At 33.8% G+C, this 18,770-nt stretch carries 19 protein-coding genes and 5 pseudogenes; 9 read left to right on the top strand and 15 right to left on the bottom strand.

Annotation, left to right across the window (positions count from 1 at the left end; translation table 11 throughout):
* The first annotated feature begins 18 nt into the window (after positions 1-18).
* Positions 19-978, top strand: a pseudogene (locus SBL15_RS07720) (amidohydrolase family protein).
* Between the two features lie 133 nt (positions 979-1,111).
* Here the strand turns inward: SBL15_RS07720 and SBL15_RS07715 are convergent.
* Positions 1,112-1,810 (bottom strand): hypothetical protein, encoded by a 699-nt coding sequence (locus SBL15_RS07715; RefSeq protein WP_107636088.1) that lies wholly within the window; start codon positions 1,808-1,810, stop codon positions 1,112-1,114.
* Between SBL15_RS07715 and SBL15_RS07710 the strand changes: the two are divergent.
* A pseudogene (locus SBL15_RS07710) lies at positions 1,788-1,946 on the top strand (hypothetical protein); the annotation flags it as partial. The gene SBL15_RS07715 and the pseudogene SBL15_RS07710 overlap by 23 nt on opposite strands.
* A gap of 230 nt (positions 1,947-2,176) precedes the next feature.
* Here the strand turns inward: SBL15_RS07710 and SBL15_RS07705 are convergent.
* From SBL15_RS07705 to SBL15_RS07660, 10 genes and pseudogenes are all read right to left on the bottom strand, one after another.
* Positions 2,177-2,398 (bottom strand): hypothetical protein, encoded by a 222-nt coding sequence (locus SBL15_RS07705; RefSeq protein WP_107525800.1) that lies wholly within the window; start codon positions 2,396-2,398, stop codon positions 2,177-2,179.
* A gap of 14 nt (positions 2,399-2,412) precedes the next feature.
* Complete coding sequence (locus SBL15_RS07700; RefSeq protein WP_107611661.1) at positions 2,413-2,919, bottom strand: DUF1643 domain-containing protein; 507 nt, start codon at positions 2,917-2,919, stop codon at positions 2,413-2,415.
* 13 nt (positions 2,920-2,932) lie between these two features.
* Positions 2,933-3,244: a DUF960 family protein gene (locus SBL15_RS07695; protein WP_107519034.1), complete on the bottom strand. Its 312-nt coding sequence runs from the start codon at positions 3,242-3,244 to the stop codon at positions 2,933-2,935.
* 95 nt (positions 3,245-3,339) lie between these two features.
* Positions 3,340-3,678, bottom strand: coding sequence for an SAUGI family uracil-DNA glycosylase inhibitor (locus SBL15_RS07690; RefSeq protein ID WP_107611662.1), 339 nt, complete (start codon positions 3,676-3,678; stop codon positions 3,340-3,342).
* A 473-nt stretch (positions 3,679-4,151) separates the two neighbouring features.
* Positions 4,152-5,780 (bottom strand): annotated as a pseudogene (gene ccrB / locus SBL15_RS07685) (cassette chromosome recombinase CcrB).
* 19 nt (positions 5,781-5,799) lie between these two features.
* Positions 5,800-7,148, bottom strand: a pseudogene (gene ccrA / locus SBL15_RS07680) (cassette chromosome recombinase CcrA).
* A gap of 177 nt (positions 7,149-7,325) precedes the next feature.
* The gene (locus SBL15_RS07675; protein WP_107611664.1) at positions 7,326-7,583 is read right to left on the bottom strand and encodes a hypothetical protein; all 258 of its coding nucleotides are present in this window, start codon (positions 7,581-7,583) and stop codon (positions 7,326-7,328) included.
* Between the two features lie 67 nt (positions 7,584-7,650).
* Positions 7,651-9,438, bottom strand: coding sequence for a cassette chromosome replicative helicase (gene cch1 / locus SBL15_RS07670; protein WP_317955655.1), 1,788 nt, complete (start codon positions 9,436-9,438; stop codon positions 7,651-7,653).
* A complete protein-coding gene (locus tag SBL15_RS07665; protein ID WP_182703541.1) occupies positions 9,438-9,587 on the bottom strand; it encodes a hypothetical protein in 150 nt (49 codons plus the stop codon). Before SBL15_RS07665 ends, cch1 begins: the two co-directional genes overlap by 1 nt.
* 181 nt (positions 9,588-9,768) lie before the next feature.
* Positions 9,769-10,761, bottom strand: coding sequence for a hypothetical protein (locus SBL15_RS07660; RefSeq protein ID WP_241959375.1), 993 nt, complete (start codon positions 10,759-10,761; stop codon positions 9,769-9,771).
* A gap of 110 nt (positions 10,762-10,871) precedes the next feature.
* Between SBL15_RS07660 and SBL15_RS07655 the strand changes: the two genes are divergently transcribed.
* Positions 10,872-11,114, top strand: coding sequence for a GNAT family N-acetyltransferase (locus tag SBL15_RS07655; protein ID WP_313770493.1), 243 nt, complete (start codon positions 10,872-10,874; stop codon positions 11,112-11,114).
* Positions 11,115-11,609: 495 nt separating this feature from the next.
* On the opposite strand, the gene SBL15_RS07650 is transcribed toward SBL15_RS07655, so the two are convergent.
* Positions 11,610-11,957 (bottom strand): MerR family transcriptional regulator, encoded by a 348-nt coding sequence (locus SBL15_RS07650; RefSeq protein ID WP_075100229.1) that lies wholly within the window; start codon positions 11,955-11,957, stop codon positions 11,610-11,612.
* Between the two features lie 77 nt (positions 11,958-12,034).
* Between SBL15_RS07650 and SBL15_RS07645 the strand changes: the two genes are divergently transcribed.
* The 6 genes and pseudogenes from SBL15_RS07645 to SBL15_RS07620 all read left to right on the top strand — a co-directional run bounded on the left by SBL15_RS07645 (position 12,035) and on the right by SBL15_RS07620 (position 15,457).
* On the top strand, positions 12,035-12,718 hold the full coding sequence (locus tag SBL15_RS07645) for a type 1 glutamine amidotransferase domain-containing protein (protein ID WP_107611667.1): 684 nt from the start codon (positions 12,035-12,037) through the stop codon (positions 12,716-12,718).
* Positions 12,719-12,739: 21 nt separating this feature from the next.
* Complete coding sequence (locus SBL15_RS07640) at positions 12,740-13,405, top strand: NAD(P)-binding oxidoreductase (RefSeq protein ID WP_002434095.1); 666 nt, start codon at positions 12,740-12,742, stop codon at positions 13,403-13,405.
* A 3-nt stretch (positions 13,406-13,408) separates the two neighbouring features.
* Entirely contained in the window at positions 13,409-14,413 is a 1,005-nt protein-coding gene (locus SBL15_RS07635) for an NADP-dependent oxidoreductase (RefSeq protein WP_317955648.1), read from the top strand.
* A gap of 8 nt (positions 14,414-14,421) precedes the next feature.
* Positions 14,422-14,787: a hypothetical protein gene (locus SBL15_RS07630; protein WP_317955646.1), complete on the top strand. Its 366-nt coding sequence runs from the start codon at positions 14,422-14,424 to the stop codon at positions 14,785-14,787.
* Positions 14,788-14,926: 139 nt separating this feature from the next.
* Positions 14,927-15,097 (top strand): annotated as a pseudogene (locus SBL15_RS07625) (cadmium resistance transporter); the annotation flags it as partial.
* Between the two features lie 18 nt (positions 15,098-15,115).
* Positions 15,116-15,457 (top strand): ArsR/SmtB family transcription factor, encoded by a 342-nt coding sequence (locus SBL15_RS07620; protein ID WP_031919605.1) that lies wholly within the window; start codon positions 15,116-15,118, stop codon positions 15,455-15,457.
* A gap of 580 nt (positions 15,458-16,037) precedes the next feature.
* On the opposite strand, the gene SBL15_RS07610 is transcribed toward SBL15_RS07620, so the two are convergent.
* The 3 genes from SBL15_RS07610 to SBL15_RS07600 all read right to left on the bottom strand — a co-directional run bounded on the left by SBL15_RS07610 (position 16,038) and on the right by SBL15_RS07600 (position 18,481).
* Positions 16,038-17,228, bottom strand: coding sequence for a multidrug effflux MFS transporter (locus SBL15_RS07610; protein WP_107612333.1), 1,191 nt, complete (start codon positions 17,226-17,228; stop codon positions 16,038-16,040).
* Positions 17,229-17,319: 91 nt separating this feature from the next.
* The gene (locus tag SBL15_RS07605) at positions 17,320-17,889 is read right to left on the bottom strand and encodes an isochorismatase family protein (protein WP_107612334.1); all 570 of its coding nucleotides are present in this window, start codon (positions 17,887-17,889) and stop codon (positions 17,320-17,322) included.
* Positions 17,890-17,908: 19 nt separating this feature from the next.
* Positions 17,909-18,481, bottom strand: a complete 573-nt coding sequence (locus tag SBL15_RS07600) for a TetR/AcrR family transcriptional regulator (RefSeq protein ID WP_076690068.1) — start codon at positions 18,479-18,481, stop codon at positions 17,909-17,911.
* Positions 18,482-18,770 lie beyond the last annotated feature (289 nt).

Raw genomic sequence — 18,770 nt, 5'->3', positions numbered from 1 at the left:
TAGTGGGAGGTTGTTGTAATGAGTGAAGTTAAAGCGATTGATACACATGCGCACTTATGGAGTAAAGCTTATTTAGAAAAGCTAGGAGCGTTAGGAAGTCAAGGGACAGAGGTGGCCAAAGGGATACATCAATCTGAAAGTGACGATGACTTAAACAAACGATTTAAAATGATGGATGATGCCGGGGTCGATTTACAAATTCTTTCAGCAACCCCGCAATCGCCACAATGGGGTACAAAAGAAGAAGCGCATCAAAGCGCCAATGAGATTAATACATTATACGAAGCATTAGTGGAAAAACATCCTGACCGCTTTTTAGCCTACGGGGCAGTCTCACTTCCTTACGTGGATCAAGCGATTGAAGAAGCAAAAGCCCTATTGAATAAAGAAGCTTTTGTAGGGATTGCGATTCCAACGCTTGTGAAAGATAAAGTGTCCATTGCTGACCATCAATTTGAAGACTTTTTCAAAGCCATGAATGCGCTACACGCAACATTGTACATTCATCCGACCGGTTGTGGTGCGTAAAGTTCATTAATCAATGACTACGGTCTAGAGTGGGTCATTGGTGCACCGTTAGAATCCACATTTATCACATTACATTTAATAAAAAATGAAATTCCTCAAAAATATCCAAACATTCAATTTCACATTTCTCATCTAGGAGGTGCGCTTCCATTTTTCATGACCCGTATTAAAGACAATTATGAAGATTGGCATGCGTTTAATGCCGATCCATATGAACTTTTAAATCGTCAATTTTGGTTCGATACCGCGAACTTCCAAGGGTCTTCGTTAGTGAATGCGATTGAAACGTTCGGAGAAGACAAATTTATGATGGGCTCTGATTTCCCATATTTCCAAGATGAAAAATATACACGTGGGGTACAGTACATTAAAGAGAGCGGATTAGATATGGAAGCGGTTGAAGGTGTACTGAGAGGTAACGCTATTCAATTTTATAACTTTAACCATTAAATATAGACAGCGGAGGGTTATTTCAGAAGGGAGAAACTGAAATAACCCTCGCGCTGTTTTTTATTTATAAATAAAGGAGTGTAGTGAAATACATTTTTTCATTGGTCCATCATTCTGCCATCTGTTGTTGCCTTTAGTGACCTTTGTAAATATTGTGCGCTAGTTCTTTTTTATCATAAGCATTGAAATATGTGAGGACATTGCCCAAGGTGTCATAGCCTCTGATTTCATCGCCTACTAGCTGATAATAAGCGGGTGTCACTTCAAGTAACTCATCGAACAATCTTTCTTTCTTTTGTTCTTCAGACTCAGCGACTTGAACTTCTTTAGTGACTAATTTACTTAAAATGTTCCCATTCAATGGGTTTACAACTGTAAAATGAAGTTTTTCTCCATTATTTAAGCGATAACCTGCTTCAGATGCATTGAATGAAAATTCTCCTCTATCATTCACTTGTAAGTCTGGGAATTCATTACCTTCACCGAGACTTGAAGTGACGTTTACGACTGCATTCGCAAACTTAGTTTTACCTTTGATGATTCTAGTGCCTTGACCGCCTTCTACAGGTTTGTCGATTCCGCGATCACTTTCATAAACAAACCCATGTATATTTTCAACTTCTAAATCATCTGCACCAGTGTTCAAAGTAACTACTTTTTTCACATCATCAGGACGATACGTTGTTGTTGCAGATGCGACAGTGTCAAAGTCGCTTACTTTAACATTGAAAATTAATGGATTTAACGCTTCTTCCTCATCATCAGGTTTAAATGTAAGTGAGACTAAATCATGGATCACTAGTAATGCTATGGTAGTTAATATATTAGACAAAAAGGAAACTGAGTTTTATTTTTTATACCAATATTTGCGTATTATCAATTATAATAATGTGATAAGTGGTTCAGGCCAGCCACAAATTACTAGAAAAAATATGAATTCAATTGAACTATTAATGCTCAAATATGTAGAGCAACTGAAAATAGGAGGATTCTTGAATAGTTTTGATAAATTAATTGAAAAACAGTCTTCAAAAGTCGAATTTTTAAAACAACGCAAACAAGGATTCTTACAGAAGATGTTTGTGTAATTCTGATAACGACCTATTATGTTAATTGAAAATAGAAAAAAATAGTAATAAGAGCATCCCTCACCGTAAAAGTGAAGGATGCTCTAGTTTTATTGTAAGTAGTATGATATTCATTTTGATAGGTATTGGTTAATAATCATCTGTAAATCATTGTTAAGTACCGTTGTTATAGAGTCATCATTCATAAAATCTTCATAGATTTTATCAAGTATTTCTTCATCTTCAATTACTGTGAAATGATATACTAACCCTTTTACTATTGAAACGTAATCTTGCGATTTTAAGCAACTAGCAATTGTTCGCCAATCTGATTGTCTAGTTTCATGGTTCATAGATAATCCTCCTTTTATTTTAATGTCCATTTTTGACGTGCTTTAGGATTGAGTGGATGCATGATTTCATTTGTTGCTGGATTTATGAGCTTTTTGACTTTCTTTTTATGAGGTTTTAACATTTCTAATACTTCATTAACACGTGCTTCAACAACGGGCTTTTTAGCGTAAGCACCCCATGCTAATATCACTTCATCTGATTCTTTCACTGTTTTCATAATTTGAATATTTGTATGATTATCATAAGCATTTTCTTCTAAATGTTTGAGATTGATAGGTGTTGTAATATTAGAGTATAGATTCACAAAATAGATGGACCCAAATGCATCCATTTCTGAAATTTTGTTCATAATGAGTTGGGTTGTTAGGTCAATATTGATAATGCCATCATAGTGCGGATACATCGTGATGATTGTAAGTGTTTGTTTTTCACTGTCCCATGTCTTTGTTAGTAAGTAGCGGTGAGTTCTCTTTTCGTCAAATATTGCAGTAGTGACAAGTGTATTTGTGATATTTTCCATTGATTTTATCTCCTTAATATTCATTTGGTAATAACATGACATAATAAGAAAGGCCTACATCATCTTCACGGATAATGTAGACCTTATTGATATTGATAGGTTGATTGATATTTGCCTTTTGAGTTTTCACATACGCTGGTCGTTCTTGTTTGTGTTTGATATATAATTGATTGCGATGTTTATTGAACTGGAATATATGAAAATAATCTACTGAAGTATTATCTTTGGTTTGTTCTTGTTCTCGCTCAGATACGAGTTGCCATAATTGGTGTTGTAAGATATTAGGTAAGTTGTTGGCGATACCCCGGGTGATATATCTATTCATAAGAGACTTCCTTTCGTTCTGACTCTTTCATCCAAATGATGATTTCACTTAGTATTGTAATGACTAATTGTGTAATTTTGATGTATTTATGCATATTATTCTCCTCCTGTTAGTAAGTATCGTTGATCCAAACGAGGCTTGATAGTGTTGTGTAGGTATAAGAAATCCATATCGTGATTTTCGTCGATATAACCGATGGCTATGAGTTGTTTCTGATAGTAGAGAATGAAAGGATAGATATTACTTTCGTGAAGTGTGTCAGAGTAGTAGGTATTAGTCTGAAGTATTTTATTACTGAGTGGGCCAAGTCTTACATATTGATTGGGTAAGATATCATCAGCGATTTCCTCGATAGATTCGCAGTGCCACACTTCGTCCTTTGGCAGGTTGAATAAGTTGGTTATATAGTGCTTGAGTTGTTGTTCTAGTGTCATTATTATGACCTCCTAATGTATTTGATGGATGTGTGCATGTGATACATCTTATTGATAATATAAGTTTAAAATACCATTTGTTTCGCTTAGAAATCCCACCGAAATATAGAAAATATCCCAATCGAAAGTCATGACAATTGTTGGTATGACAAGGAAATCCCGTTATCCCGCTCGTTTTACGAGAAATATAGCGATATATTTATATATCATTTGGATTTGTAGGTGTGGTTACGATTTACTTTTTTCTTTTTATATTATTTATTTATAAATAATAATGGGATTTGGGATTACGCTTTCGTAATCCTTCTTATACATGTAGTTATCCAATCCCGTTACTATCCCGCTTGTATTTTATTTTGGGATGTTCTTTCGTCATATCAATATAAGCTTCACATTGAGTCATGAGTAGTTAGCGTGTTGAACATATTTGTTAGATAGGTGTTATTGAATGACGAAAGGACAGTACATTTGTATTAGATTTGAAGAAAGAGCGTTTGAGGCAAAAATAAAGACGAAGTGCTGAGGAGCACTTCGTCGAGCGGGGTATCATTGAAAAGTTGTTTAATAATTTCATTATTGAGTTTGAGTGTAACGTAGAATTGTTTTTTATGATTACCGTCTTTACGAATATCGATACGATCAATGACCGTAAGGTATAATGCTTTGAGTTGTGCTTTATCCATTGATTCTACGTTTTGAAATATTTGTTGTAATAGGGCAGCGATTTGTTTCGTATCATAAGATGGTTTCTCTTGATTTTGTTGCTGCTTTAGTTGATTCATTTGGTTTGTAATGTCATTGAGTTGTGTTTCATATTGATGAATGGTTGGTTTGAGTGCAGATGTTAAGTCTGGATTGTCTTCGATGGTTTGAACTAGATTTTTAAGTTTAGTGTTAATTTCATCAAATTGTTGTTGTTTATAAGCAATATCATGATTGAGCGCAGCTACATCGACTCTATTCTCTTGATTGACACGTTCGACAACTTGTTTGATAACTTTATCACTTTTGACTATTTCGAGTATTTGATCCATAACATACTTTTCGATAACATCAGCTCTAACACTATTGGCTGAACATACCTTTGATCCTTTATTGCGAAAGTTGCTACAGGAATAGTAACGGATACGTTTCTTAGTGCCATCTTTGAGTGTATTCGTTGTATTGCTAGCGGCCATGGCTGCGCCACACTGGGGACAACGTATAATACCCGTGAGTAGGTTAGTCCCTTTACCATGTACTTGCGGCTTTTCTTTGATTTGTTTCTTACGCATTTGGACTTTGTCCCACAAATCTTGGCTTATAATAGGAGAATGCTTTCCTTGAGCGATGACAGGTTTATCGTTTAGCCCCTTACGACGCTTTTCATTCCAGTCTTTGTATTTCGCAAACTGAATTTGTCCAATTTAGAAGGGGTTAGACAGGATATAGGTTATAGAACTCACACTAAAGGGTTTGCCTTTTTTAGTGACATAACCTTTATGATTCAACGCATTAGCAATTTTACGGTAACCATGACCTTTAGCGTAAGCTTCAAATATATATTTCACAATATTGGCTTCATGTTGATTAATCATCAGTTCATGTTTACTATCGGGTATTTTTTCATAACCTAACGGCAAATTGCCTTGATAATAGCCTTCTTGGGCACGTCGGGTTTGGCCCATGAAGACGTTCTCAACAATGTTATTACGCTCGAATTCAGAAAAACTCGCAAGGATTTGAAGCATTAATTTTCCACTACTCGTATTGACTTCCATCCGCTCAGATAGGCTGAAAAATTCGACATTTTGGCGATGTAAGTCTTCGACTATTTTTAATAAATCAGAGGTGTTACGTGCAAGTCGATTTGTTTTATACACCATCACACAATCGATATGGCCTTCATTCGCATCCTTCAACATACGTTGGAGCTCAGGGCGGTTCATAGATTTTCCTGAGATACCACGATCAGCGTAAATATCTGTGACTTCAAAATGATGAAATTGACAGTATTCTCTAATCTGATTGATTTGGCCATCAATACTATAACCTTCTGTACTTTGCATCTCCGTTGATACACGAACATAGATACCGACACGTTTTTGTTTGAGTTGTTGCATGATTTTTCATCCTTTCTGATTAAGCAATCGATGATTGCATATCTTGATTGACGATGTTTAAGGGTTCATTTTTGAAATAGATTCCTGTAAGCGTTTTGTTTTCTGTAATATGAATTTCATCAATATAGGGGTATAACATGTTTAACGTGAAACATTGTTGAATGACATTTTGAAAAGCCCTTTGAATTTGAGTCGAGCTAATGGATGAATTGGTTTTTGATTGTTGGTGTAACAGTAGAGATTTTTCTCTGAATGTATCTGCAGTAATCGTCCCTTGAGCGAGCTTTTCTATTAGTTGTTCTTGGGTGAGTATATGTTTCGTTTCCAAAGTTCTTTGGTTTTTTAGTTGTTGTTGGATTGTTTGATTAATTTTTGAATAGAGCTGTTGATTTTGAAAAAAGTCCTTACAAGTTGTTAAGACCCTTGTTTCTAGCATTTGTGCATTGATGCCCTTGAAATCACAGACAAAACGTGAAGCATTCATATTTCTTGGACAAACATAATAACGCAATGCGTGCTTCTTTTTCCTAATGGTCAGATTGGTGAGCGTTGAACCACAACAAGGGCATTTGATTTTTTGTTTGAGTTGGTTGTCTGAAGATCTACGATTAACTTGTCTTTGGTTTCTGACTTTTTGAGCGTATTCATACAAGCTGACTGAAACAATAGGGGGGAACATATTATCGTATTGGCCATATTGATTTAGCACTCGGCCACAGTAATTAGGATTTAGGATAATACAACGCACTTGGAAAGGTTTTCGGTTGATGAGGTGATTGGATTTTTCTAAGCGTTGAGAAATTTTCTTGTATCCGTAACCTTCCACGTAGTCGTCGAATATGGCTTTTACAGTAGGTGCTTCATCCTTATTTATAGTAAATGTCCCATCGTGATAGTGATAGCCAAAAGGGGCGTGAGTTGTAATGATTTTACCTTGGCGTGCTTTTTCGCGTAGTCCATTTTTGACCTGTTCACTGATATTATCAGATTCTAGTTCGGCCAAGCTGATGAAAATATTGAGTTTGAGCCGATCGAATGATTTATTCATGTCGAAGTAGCCATCATGAACGCTTAAGATATGAACATGGTATTTTTGACACAATTTCATGAGTTTTAATGCATTTTTTAGATTACGATGAAGTCGATTCAGTCTGTAGCAACATAATACGTCACATTGTCCCTGTTGAATCAGTTCAGTAATTTGTTGGTAGCCTGTTCGATTTTCAGTTCTACCTGATTGTTTATCGCTATAAAAGGTAATGTGTTGAATATTATGCTTTTCGGCTAATGCTTTGATGGTTTGTTTTTGTGCTGCTAAGGATTGTTGCTTTGTAGTGCTCTGTGTAAGTAACCAATGGCTTGTTTCATTCTGTTTCCTCCTTCCAAATTGATAATATATATTTATGAATGAATTTACACATAACCCCAACACCAATCAGGTGTTGGGCGTTATTATTAGTCATCAGCATGATTAATTTCTTCAATCACTAAATCAGCGAGTAATGTGATTAATTCGTCCATATGGTTCAACCTCCAAATATCAAATTATATTGAATTGATAACATGTTGCATTGTTATTCGTTCTATCCGTGTACTTGGGACAAAATGTTCTGTTATCTCTTTTTCATTTATGAATTCAGGGGACAAGTGATAAAATTTTAGTAGCTTCTGTTCCGTTTCAGTTAATACATATTGTTGCACATGGTAGTATCTGTCGATATAATTAACGACAATAGGTTTTTGATGATCATCGACTTCTACTGAATCAATTGTGTAATTTAATAAGTTGACGTTTATTTTCATTTTTATGCCTCCGATTAATTTAATGAGCTACAACGCATAGCGCGTTGTAGCGGTATAATATTCAAATTTATAGGTCTAAATCATCATTTGCTTCTTTTTCTTTCGCTTGTTTCATAAAGTTATTAAGCAAATCTGGATTTGTATTACCATCAAATTGCGGTGGTATTAAAGTTTCAGTATTAGAGCTTAAGCCGAAAATAGGGGCAAGCTCAGTACTTAATTGAAGAACATAGAATACTATCGTCTTGGATTTTCCTTGGGCATTTTTTACACTTCGCTTTGTTGTCTGACGACCTCGGTCGGATTGAATATGTCCTTTATCTCGTAGCGCATTGACGACATTTTGTACATCTTGGTATTGGTTTTCTTCTAACATGTGTTTAAAAACATCTTTAAGCATTTTGACTTGAATGTGGTCGTCTTTCAGCTCAATAAGGCCATAATTTTCAAACATTGTTGAGAGTTTTCCATTTTCAGCAAATTTCCCACGATTTCTCATAACGAACTGCACAATTACATCGATGGCCTTATCCCCCAGGGACCTTTCACTTACGGAATCAGCGTGATAATTAATTAGGTACTCTCTTACTGCATCCAAATCTATGGGTGTCGCAATTACACGTGCCAATATTCTTGCTGATGTCGTAATAGTGGCGTAGCGCTTAAACATACGTATGCCTACATTGTTTGTTTCATTGTTAAGCTGCGTTTTGAACCAATCGTGTTCTCTATGAAACCACTTGACTACTTTAGATTCACGATTTAGAAGATATTCAGCTACTAACGGCATTACGTGTCCATAGTTTTTGGATGTTCCTTTTTTAATGGCGTCTGCATTGTCAGCACTTGTTGTAAAGACATCAGAAATTTCTATGCATCTTGCTCTCAGACCGTCATTTGCACTAGCATCTTTGAATATTGTGTGTTCTGCTGTACTAATCACACTAGATCCAAAGTGGTGAGGATTTTTTACATTTCCTTCTCGATTAGCACGTAGACGACCTTGCCCCTCTGCTAGGGAATAAAGTAAACCATTTGTATCTTTAAAGGTAGCTGCTGATAATTCATCTAAGGCAATAGGAACACCAAAGTTGTTACTTAAGTATCCTTCAATTGCATTACGGGTGCCGTTCCAACCTCTGAATAATGTTTGGTCACCTTTAGATGGATTACCTGCTATTGAAACTGCTAATGCCGCTGCAGTCGATTTACCCGTACTAGAGTTCCCCATAAATGAAAATATCGTGCCGAAATATTCGACTTCATGCTTTGTTTTTAAAAACGCAGTCACTAATGAAGAAACACCAAATATCACAGCAAGCTCCAGTAACAAGTTTCCTTTTACTTCATCAAGATACATTTGCCACCAACCTTCAAATGTACCTTTAGGTTGTAAGTCATACTTTGTTTCACAAATAATTTCATCAGCCTGAGACTGCTCGATGTCTTTTGAAAGATATGGTTCATCTAATGAAATGACAGTACCTTCATCAGTACTTAAGACACCTACACCTGTATACAATGTAGAAATGGGTAGTGATTGACGCATTAATTGTAGTGCATTACCTAGCGATTTAATGTACTTTTCATTGATGCTGAACCCAAATATAACCAGTCTAGGTAACTTTTGTGTCGTTAGAATATCTGACGTTTCAATACGTTCAATATTTTTGCCATCCGTGATAGTCAATTTCTCAACTCCTGTAGTAGGGTCGAGAAATTTGTTTTCTATGATGATGGGACTAGATAAACGAATTATCTTATCTTCGTCATTTTTGTTTTTTGCTCGAATAAGTTCATACCATGCAGTTGAATCTAACCAGTGTGGATATTGCTCGAAGATGTTGTTAGGCATTAGTTGTTACCTCCTTTCCAATTACGCTTTTGACGCTTTGGATTCGGGCCTGTTTTCAGATAAACTAAGTTCCCTTTACTATTCTCACCAATAATCATAAATGGAACACTTGGTGCGTGCTTTACAAAATATTCACCTTCGTACTTCACAATTATTTACCTCCGAATGTATTAATTTGTGTATCGGCCGAATACATATATAACTATATAGGTAATAGTGTGAAGAGTAAGTCTGTAAAATAACCTTTAAAATTCCAGACAAAAATTATGAAGAAATATATTGACAAAAAGAAGTGCCGATTTTTCATCGGCACTTCTATAATGATGGTTACTATTTTGACGTGATATAAAAATATTCAGAATCATCAAGGTTATTTTTATCGTTGATGTTCTTCTTTAAATGATAATTTAAAGTTTTTTTTAATTCAGAGATAAGTTTATTGCGATTTTCTTTGGTGTACTCTGGTGGATCTACTAGCTCGCTTTGACTTAATAATCTAGTTACTAAGGATTTAGGGGCAGATGCTTGAGTTTCTTTTTTAGTTAAATACTTTGCAAGGTTTACGTCAATTTGAACACGGCATTCTTGTTCTAAATAGTCACTATAGCTATAAGATTGGGTTGCAGCTAATTTTGCATTAACTTCGTCCTTGAGTTCATCTAATTCATCCATATAGTAATTAATTATATCTATTTTTTGAGCACTGCTAACATTTGGAGCTGTTATTATATCTATAACCTTAGATTTTATACCAACTTCGATATTTGAATCGATTAAGAAATATAAATAGTAATTTGTCATAGCAGTTTTATAATCAATAGGATTAGTAATTTCATTTTTTATAAAATAATATAAGTTATCATTAATTTTATTTGTAGATTCTATATCTTTTTTATTAACGCCATTTTTTAAAAAATGGATATAATCAGAGTTATTCGACAATATATCATGTATAACAAATTTACTATCACATTTAAATGCATAGAATTTTCCAATTTTAAAATTTTCAGAATCAATACCAAGTGCAAGGCAAAACTTTTTGAAATTTGCTGAAAAGTTAGTTTTAGTTGGCACAAATAAATCATGATCTTCCCACTTTTTTTGCTTATTTTCTTCATTTGCATTATTGCATCCATCAAGAAGATATAATTCATATTTAACTATGTCAGTTAAAATCATTGGATATTTTACCTTGTTACGAGTGTTGCGATTATTATTTAATTCCTCATAAGATTTACTTGTTTGACTCATCGCTTCTTTTACTTCCTTTGTATCCATATTTTCAATTATTGATTGTAACTCATGTCCCCAATTGCTATACATTAAATCACTCATTTCTAATTTTTAAATAATTATATCTTAAGAATTGTGAATATATAGAGAGAACATAGGTTCTTGATTTGTTATAATTATTTGTATTAAGTAATTTCGTTATAAAGTGGATTGAACAATATATTGCAGGTCTTTTTATTACAGATAATTACCGTAATAAAGGTATAGGAAGGTTTTTATTGGAAAGATTAAAAAGCGATTATAATGTACTTAATTTACATGTAAATGAGAAGAATGAAGGAGCCATTCGTTTTTATACAAAACATCAATTTGAAATACGATCTAAGAAATTTGAAGCAGAAACTCAAGAATATGAATATTTTATGAAATGGGATAGTAATTGAAATTACAAAAGTACCAATAAGTAATTTTATGTAAAAAGATAACAAATAATATACTCTATCAAGTCCCACAACTTGAGAGAGCTTTTTGTATATATTAAGCATTTATGCTACTAGTTGATATTAGATGTAAAGTATTTATAGTAGTAATATATCGTTTTATCTAGCTGTACGAAAAATCAATTACAAAAAACCCCATCAACAACCGATAAGCAGAACTCGTCAAGAGATGTCAGATAAGATAGTTTTAGTACTCTGTAATTTTAGGTATAAGGTATATTATAACTGTTTTAGCCTATCCATCCATCGCCCACTCATTCTATTCTAGCTTATCCACCCGACGCAATTTTCTGACTCATTCCAGCTTTGCCTATCCACCTATCGCCTTTACATACACACTTCATCTTTAAAATCTAAAATTTCCTTATGCTTATTCATTAACTATTCCTCCATACTCTTCTCATCGTTCTTTTAATTCACACACTCCCTTTTCCCTCGTCACTCAGTCATGGCAGTTTGTAATTTTTGTTCAATTAAGTCGATATGTGTACTGATCAAATTCCGTTGTTCATTCAAGAATTCTAGGTGTGCGCGTAACACGCTTGGGACATCTATTTGGTTTTGATAAAGCATGTCTGTGTTTTTTCGGATTTCTTTTAATGGCATATTCAAATTGCTTAAGCACTGGATAAATTTAATCATTTCGATATCGTCGTCTGTGTATAAACGCTTGTTATTGCTATCTCTGTCGATGTGTTTTAAGATATTCTTTTTCTCGTAATAACGCAGTTTGCTTTTAGGTATATTGCAATAATCTGAAACGTATTCAATGTAATATTGTTTCATGTAAGCATATCCTTTATCTTAAACCAAGGTTTAACTGATATTGTATTCTATATAAACATGAATGAGGAGGAAAGACAATGAAAAAGGCTTTAATTGTTGTAACAAACATTGCGAAATACGATAATTTAGAAAGACCTACAGGTGCGTGGTTCTCAGAGGTTACGCACTTTGCGAAAGATTTCTATGACGCAGGTTATGATGTTGATTTTGTAAGTCCGAACGGTGGGTATGTGCCTCTTGATCCTATCAGTCTTAGCCCTGAAATGATGGGAGCCGAGGACTGGGAATACTACACGGATCATGATTATATGAATAAATTTGGACAAACATTATCTCCAAAAGAGGTTAATCCTAGCGACTATCAAGCCATTTACTTTGCAGGTGGACATGGTGCGATTTGGGATTTAAGAAATAACAAAGAACTAAACGACATTGCGCTAAGTATTTACAATAACCAAGGCGTTCTCTCTTCTGTATGTCATGGTGCAGCTGGTCTACTCGATATTAAAGAAAATGGCGATTATCTCGTTCGTCATAAAGATGTGACTGGTTTTACAAATAGTGAAGAACAAGCAAATGGTACAATTGAATACATGCCATATTTATTAGAAGACGAATTTATTAGTAACGGTGCACATTTTAAAAAAGAGGCTGACTGGAGTAATTTTGCAGTCGTAGATGGTCGCATTGTCACTGGTCAAAATCCCCAATCAGGACATGCAGTTGCTGAAAATGCTTTAAAAATCTTAGCTAATCAATAATTTTATAAAGGAGCGATACACATGAAATCATTAATTATCGGTGCTAATGGTGGCGTCGGTCAACATCTCGTACGTAAACTGAAAGCAAGAGATGTTGATTTTACTGCCGGTGTTAGGAAAGAAGAACAAGTTGAAGCTTTAAAAGCAGATGGTATCGATGCAACTTACATTGATGTCGCAAAACAATCTATTGATGAATTAATAGAATTATTTAAATCGTATGATCAAATCCTTTTTTCCGTCGGTTCTGGTGGGAGCACAGGTGACGATCAAACAATCATTGTAGATTTAGACGGTGCAGTGAAAGCAATTAAAGCAAGTGAACAGATCGATCATCAACACTTTATTATGGTATCAACGTACGACTCACGCCGAGAAGCGTTTGATGCGTCAGGCGACTTGAAACCATACACCATTGCTAAACATTATGCGGATGACTACTTAAGACATGCAAATTTAAAATATACCATCGTGCATCCAGGCGCTTTAACAAACGAACATGAAACGCAACAATTCAATATGAGTGCGCAATTTGAAAATGTACAAAATCCGTCTATTACAAGAGAAGATGTAGCAGAAGTGCTTGTTTCTGTATTAACTGATGAAGTATTACAAGGTCACGAATTCCAAATCATCAATGGTGATTTGTCATTATTAGACGCAACGACTAAATATCTGGAGGAATAATAAATGAATAATCAACAAGTTGTACTTGCAAAACGACCACAAAGTATCCCTCAAGACGATGTATTTAGATTTGAAACAATAGAAACTCGAGAACCACATGCAGGTGAGGTTCAAATAGAATCCATTTATGTATCTGTAGATCCTTACATGAGAGGCAGAATGAATGATACAAAAAGTTATGTTCAACCTTTCCAAGTGAATGAGCCATTACAAGGTCATATTGTTGGAAAAGTCACACAATCGAACGATGAACGTCTATCTGTCGGCGATTATGTCACAGGCATATTACCATGGAAAAAGATAAATACAGTGAATGGAGACGATGTGACCCCTGTGCCATCAAAAGATGTACCATTACATTTATATTTGGGTGTTTTAGGCATGCCGGGAATGACAGCCTATACAGGATTGCTTCAAATTGGTCAGCCACAATCTGGCGAGACGGTTGTCGTGTCAGCTGCATCAGGTGCAGTAGGCTCTGTCGTAGGACAAATTGCTAAGATTAAAGGCGCAAAAGTTGTCGGTATTGCTGGTGGTAAGCAGAAAACAACATATTTAACAGATGAATTAGGATTTGGTGCGGCCATTGACTATAAACAAGATGATTTCGCACAGCAACTCGAAGCGGCTGTACCAGATGGTATTGATGTGTATTTTGAAAATGTTGGCGGCGCAATTTCTGATGAAGTGTTTAAATACTTAAATCGATTTGCACGCGTTCCGGTATGTGGTGCAATTTCAGCATATAATAATGAAAAAGACGATATTGGACCACGTATCCAAGGAACGTTGATTAAAAATCAAGCATTGATGCAAGGTTTTGTAGTAGCACAATTCGCTGATCATTTTAAAGAAGCAAGCGAACAACTCGCACAATGGGTGTCTGAAGGTAAAATTAAATTTGAAGTGACGATAGATGAAGGTTTTGACAATTTACCTTCTGCATTTAGAAAGTTATTCACAGGAGAGAATTTTGGTAAACAAGTTGTCAAAGTCGCTGAAGAATAGAGAAGACTATGAAAAATATCATCGTAAGATTCATATTTAGTTTACTGTTTTATAAAAGTGGTGTTGCACACTTTAAAAATAAAGATATGTTTTTAAAAATCGTGCCGTCCTATTTACCTTTCAAACACGCAATAGTTAAGTATTCGGGCATATTAGAATTTATAATTGTTTTTTATGTACTCGGTGCTAAAAATAGATCACGCGTAAGAAAAGTAGTACGAGGATTCCTTTGGCTCGTATTTCCTGCAAATATTTACGCTGCACGCAAGAACATCTCTTATAAAGATGAAAGAGATGGAACAGATAGTGTTAAGCAGCATGTCATTCGTTTACCATTACAATTTGTCATGGTCGCACTTGCGAAACTATTATAAGACTTATCATAGCCACGCCTGGAACATTACTTTTGTTCCAGGCGATTTTTTAATATTTACACTTAAAATTGACGTATATCAAATGATTCTCTTGATAACGCTTATGTGCGCTTTGTTTAAATAAGCTCATATCAGACATTTACTTTTCATTTTAGTATTCACAGCACAAAAACTAGCTAGAATTCCTAGTGTGGGTGAGGTTGTTGAGAGATTCAGTCGTTGGATTATGGCTGTTATATACATAGCATTGGGCTTATTTATTATTATTGAAAATGAAACCATACAAACAATATTAGGATTTATATTATAAATTAAGGTGTGACTTAATATGAGTAACAATAAAATTTGTGACGTTATTTGTGTTCATGAGGAAAAAGTGAATTATGCTTTAAGATTTTTAAATGAAGAAAAAACTCAACGACTTATCAATACATTATTAAAGATAAGTGATGAAAATAAGCTGAAAATTATATTAGCTCTAATTAAAGAGAAAGAATTATGTGTTTGTGACTTATCTATAACATTAGGTTTAAGTATAGCTTCAACATCGTATCATTTGAGAGCCCTTTATAAAAGAGACGTGCTGAATTTTTACAAGGATGGGAAAATGGTATACTATTATATCAAAGATATAGAAATGAAATCATTATTAATAAAAAGTATGACTTAAATATAAAGAAACGCTCACATTAAACGAGCGTTTCTTTGAATTCTTGTATTCTTTTTCCAATTTCATCTCTAACACGTTAGAATTCTGACCATTCTTTTCTTGATGGATCATCATAGCCCCAGTATTCTTTTTTTGACGTTAGGTGATATGATGATCTCTGGTGCGGCGGACTGCGCTTTATTGCTTTGCCATAATAATATCTTGAACACGTCTCACGGTGTTCAGGATTAATGTTTATTTACTTTAATTTTAAAATAATAAATATCTCCTTTAGAAAAATCAAATGATTATTATCTAACATCCTCTAAATTTTTATTATAATCATAATTTTAAAAAATTTTCAATAAGCTCTGAATCTGAGATCCTAAATTAATATATATATAATATAATAGAAACTTCAATGTTTCGTTTAGAGTATATAAAAAATGACGATTAATGAAATTCCTCCAATTAGAAAAGACAATAGCGATACAAATGAATTAAAATGTATACAATGAGAAAAAACAAAAATTAATTTAGTAAAACTAATAGACAATTATAGATACTTGATTACCTTAGTGCTAAATTATCATATATTATACTAATGTATTTCAATAAATACTTTATGATAAATTTGAAAAATTACAATAATTATCATTGTAATTGAAATGACAATGATATACGGTGTATAACTATTTTCTCCTTGTAATCCTACAAGTGGTGTTGTAATAGCACCAATTAAATATTGCATTAAACCTACTAAGCTAGAAGCACTTCCGATACCTCTCGTTTGACCTTCTATTGCTATTGCGTAGCCTAAAGTACCTATACCGGCGACTGGTGCAACTATAAGAATAAATGATGGTAATAAAATCCATAAAGTAAGGTGATTGGTTAACGCAATTATCGTAATAACTGTCCCTACTAATTGGATAGCTGAATATATACGAAAGAGTGTATGTTGATTCATGTGTTCAACGAGACGCCCTGTTATTTGGGCAGTGAAAATTAATCCTAGACCCGTCAAAGCAAAAATGTAGCTATATTGTTGGGCACTGAGACCGTATATATTTTGCATAATAAACGGAGAAGCTGCCATATATCCAAAGAACATAGCAAATGTAAAACCTTGAATAATCATTGGAATGACAAATGATTGACGTGTTAATAATAATTTAAAATCTTCAGCTATAATTTTAAAATGAGCCTGTCTACGATTTTGAGGAGGTAAAGTTTCATTGATTTTTAAATGTGTACCTATAAGCATTAAACTACTAAGTAATGCTAAAATCCAGAAAAGTATACGGAAATTTAAAAAATTTAAAATTATACCACCAAACATTGGTGCTAACACTGGTGCTGCTCCATTGACAAGCATTAACATTGCTAAAAACTGCGTGAGCTCTTTCCCTTTATATAAATCTGTGGCAATAGCTCTTGATAAGACGATACCAGCTCCACCAGCAAATCCTTGTATGAAACGAAATATAAGAACGATTGTAATATTCGGTGCAATTGCAATAACGATTGAAGATAAAATATAAACAATTAAACTAAATATTAAAGGATTTTTTCGACCAAACGTATCAGATAGTGTTCCAATAGTAATATTACCAAAAGCCAGGCCAATCATAAAAAATGTAAGTGTCATTTGAACTTGAGCAGTACTTGTATTTAGCATAGATTTAACTTCAGGCAATGCTGGTAGATACATATCAATTGATAGTGGACCAAACGCAGCCAGACCAGCCATAATTAGAATAAATAAAGGGGATATATTTTTTTTCTTCATTATAAATTTCCTTTCTGGTTCTATTTTAAGAATTTGTCAATAAAAGAACACGAAAGTCAAAATAAAGACTTTCGTGTTCTTTTAAAGATTACTACTTTTTAGAGTCTAAAATTTTAATCATATCTTCTGTTGTAACAACTTGTCCCATAAATGGAAATGTTTGTTCAATTGAAAATTGATGTAATGATGCTTCAGGTGCAGACATCATGTCAGAAACAAAATATTGATTATATGCATTTTGATAAGCATCACGCGCAGTAGTGTCAACACCCATATGTGTAGAAATGCCACCAATGACGATATTTTGAATACCTCGACGTCGTAGTTGTAAATCTAAGTCTGTGCCAAAAAAGCCACTAAATCCTCGTTTACTTACAACATAATCCGTTGATTTTACCCCAAGTTCATCAACTATTTCAGCAAAATCAGGATTCGGACTACCTCCTGGCAAGGATTTCATCGCATTAGGCTTTAGAGCATCTTTACCGTCAATAAAATCAACCCTAATAAATGCTATAAAACCTTCATTCTTTCTAAATAATTCCACCATTTTTGCAGCATTATTTAATATTGTTGAGACACTATGTGGAGCTGTTTCAACAGTATTCGCAATACCTTTTTGTAAGTCAACTAAAACTAAAGCTGTATTCTTGAAATCCATTTTTATCTTCCTTTCGTTATCAAAGTTTTGAGGACTGAATACCTCGAACAAAAATTTTCAAAATACGATCTACAAATTGTTTGGAGGGAATCTTTTTAACATAATGTTGATACTCAAATACATCTGCTGAAAAAGAATTCAGTAAAATATCAGCATGAAAATCAGGATCATTGACAATATCCATTTTTGTTATACATGACATAACTTCTGATTTAAGTTTTACATAGAAGGGTGTCTGCATAAGTACACGATTTTTTTTGTCTGAACGTTCAATTTCTTTAATTAAACTTACATTTTTCTCCATAATTTCAATAAGAGATAAAAATATAAAACGAAGTAATTCTTGCTGATCAGTTTGAATTTTCTTTTTATAATCAATCTGATTAAACATGTGTTCAATTTCTTGACTCAACAGTGCAGAACAAATATCGGACTTATTGGAAAAGTGACGATATAATGTTCCTTTACCAATTTGAGCGGCTTCCGCTATTTTTTTCATACTTATCGAATCTACACCATACATATTGAAAAGTTCATTAGCTGTTTTTATAATAAGCTTTTCATTTTTAATAGCATCACTTCGCTTTGACATATAAACCTTACCTTCAAATTATTTGTTTCATACATATTTAATAAAATCATTATAAGTGAGACGAGTCCCCGTTTCAAGCGTTTAATCTAAAAAATATTTATTCTAATATACTTTTAAAAAAGTGGGTTTTAAAGATAGTGGGTGAATCAATTACTATTCTTTAATTTACTTTGATATTAGTATCATCTATTAAAACAAAACAATTTTTGCTAAGTTATAATTACTAGCTTTATTCATTTCTTCTAATACAATACTTTTAGTAAGAAGTAAAATTACGAAAACGATTACA

It is taken from the genome of Staphylococcus sp. NWU MKU2, from assembly GCF_033283605.1.
Taxonomy (GTDB): Bacteria; Bacillota; Bacilli; order Staphylococcales; family Staphylococcaceae; genus Staphylococcus; species Staphylococcus haemolyticus.
Note: the sequence above shows the minus strand (reverse complement) of the source record. Positions and strands in the feature narration are given on the sequence as shown.

Excerpts from the sequence above, each read along its gene's own strand:
- SBL15_RS07705 (WP_107525800.1), bottom strand. The coding sequence starts at position 2,398 with ATGAACCATGAAACTAGACAATCAGATTGGCGAACAATTGCTAGTTGC.
- SBL15_RS07700 (WP_107611661.1), bottom strand. The coding sequence starts at position 2,919 with ATGGAAAATATCACAAATACACTTGTCACTACTGCAATATTTGACGAA.
- SBL15_RS07695 (WP_107519034.1), bottom strand. The coding sequence starts at position 3,244 with ATGAATAGATATATCACCCGGGGTATCGCCAACAACTTACCTAATATC.
- SBL15_RS07690 (WP_107611662.1), bottom strand. The coding sequence starts at position 3,678 with ATGACACTAGAACAACAACTCAAGCACTATATAACCAACTTATTCAAC.
- SBL15_RS07675 (WP_107611664.1), bottom strand. The coding sequence starts at position 7,583 with ATGAAAATAAACGTCAACTTATTAAATTACACAATTGATTCAGTAGAA.
- cch1 (WP_317955655.1), bottom strand. The coding sequence starts at position 9,438 with ATGCCTAACAACATCTTCGAGCAATATCCACACTGGTTAGATTCAACT.
- SBL15_RS07660 (WP_241959375.1), bottom strand. The coding sequence starts at position 10,761 with ATGTATAGCAATTGGGGACATGAGTTACAATCAATAATTGAAAATATG.
- SBL15_RS07650 (WP_075100229.1), bottom strand. The coding sequence starts at position 11,957 with ATGAAACAATATTACATTGAATACGTTTCAGATTATTGCAATATACCT.
- SBL15_RS07645 (WP_107611667.1), top strand. The coding sequence starts at position 12,035 with ATGAAAAAGGCTTTAATTGTTGTAACAAACATTGCGAAATACGATAAT.
- SBL15_RS07640 (WP_002434095.1), top strand. The coding sequence starts at position 12,740 with ATGAAATCATTAATTATCGGTGCTAATGGTGGCGTCGGTCAACATCTC.
- SBL15_RS07635 (WP_317955648.1), top strand. The coding sequence starts at position 13,409 with ATGAATAATCAACAAGTTGTACTTGCAAAACGACCACAAAGTATCCCT.
- SBL15_RS07630 (WP_317955646.1), top strand. The coding sequence starts at position 14,422 with ATGAAAAATATCATCGTAAGATTCATATTTAGTTTACTGTTTTATAAA.
- SBL15_RS07620 (WP_031919605.1), top strand. The coding sequence starts at position 15,116 with ATGAGTAACAATAAAATTTGTGACGTTATTTGTGTTCATGAGGAAAAA.
- SBL15_RS07610 (WP_107612333.1), bottom strand. The coding sequence starts at position 17,228 with ATGAAGAAAAAAAATATATCCCCTTTATTTATTCTAATTATGGCTGGT.
- SBL15_RS07605 (WP_107612334.1), bottom strand. The coding sequence starts at position 17,889 with ATGGATTTCAAGAATACAGCTTTAGTTTTAGTTGACTTACAAAAAGGT.
- SBL15_RS07600 (WP_076690068.1), bottom strand. The coding sequence starts at position 18,481 with ATGTCAAAGCGAAGTGATGCTATTAAAAATGAAAAGCTTATTATAAAA.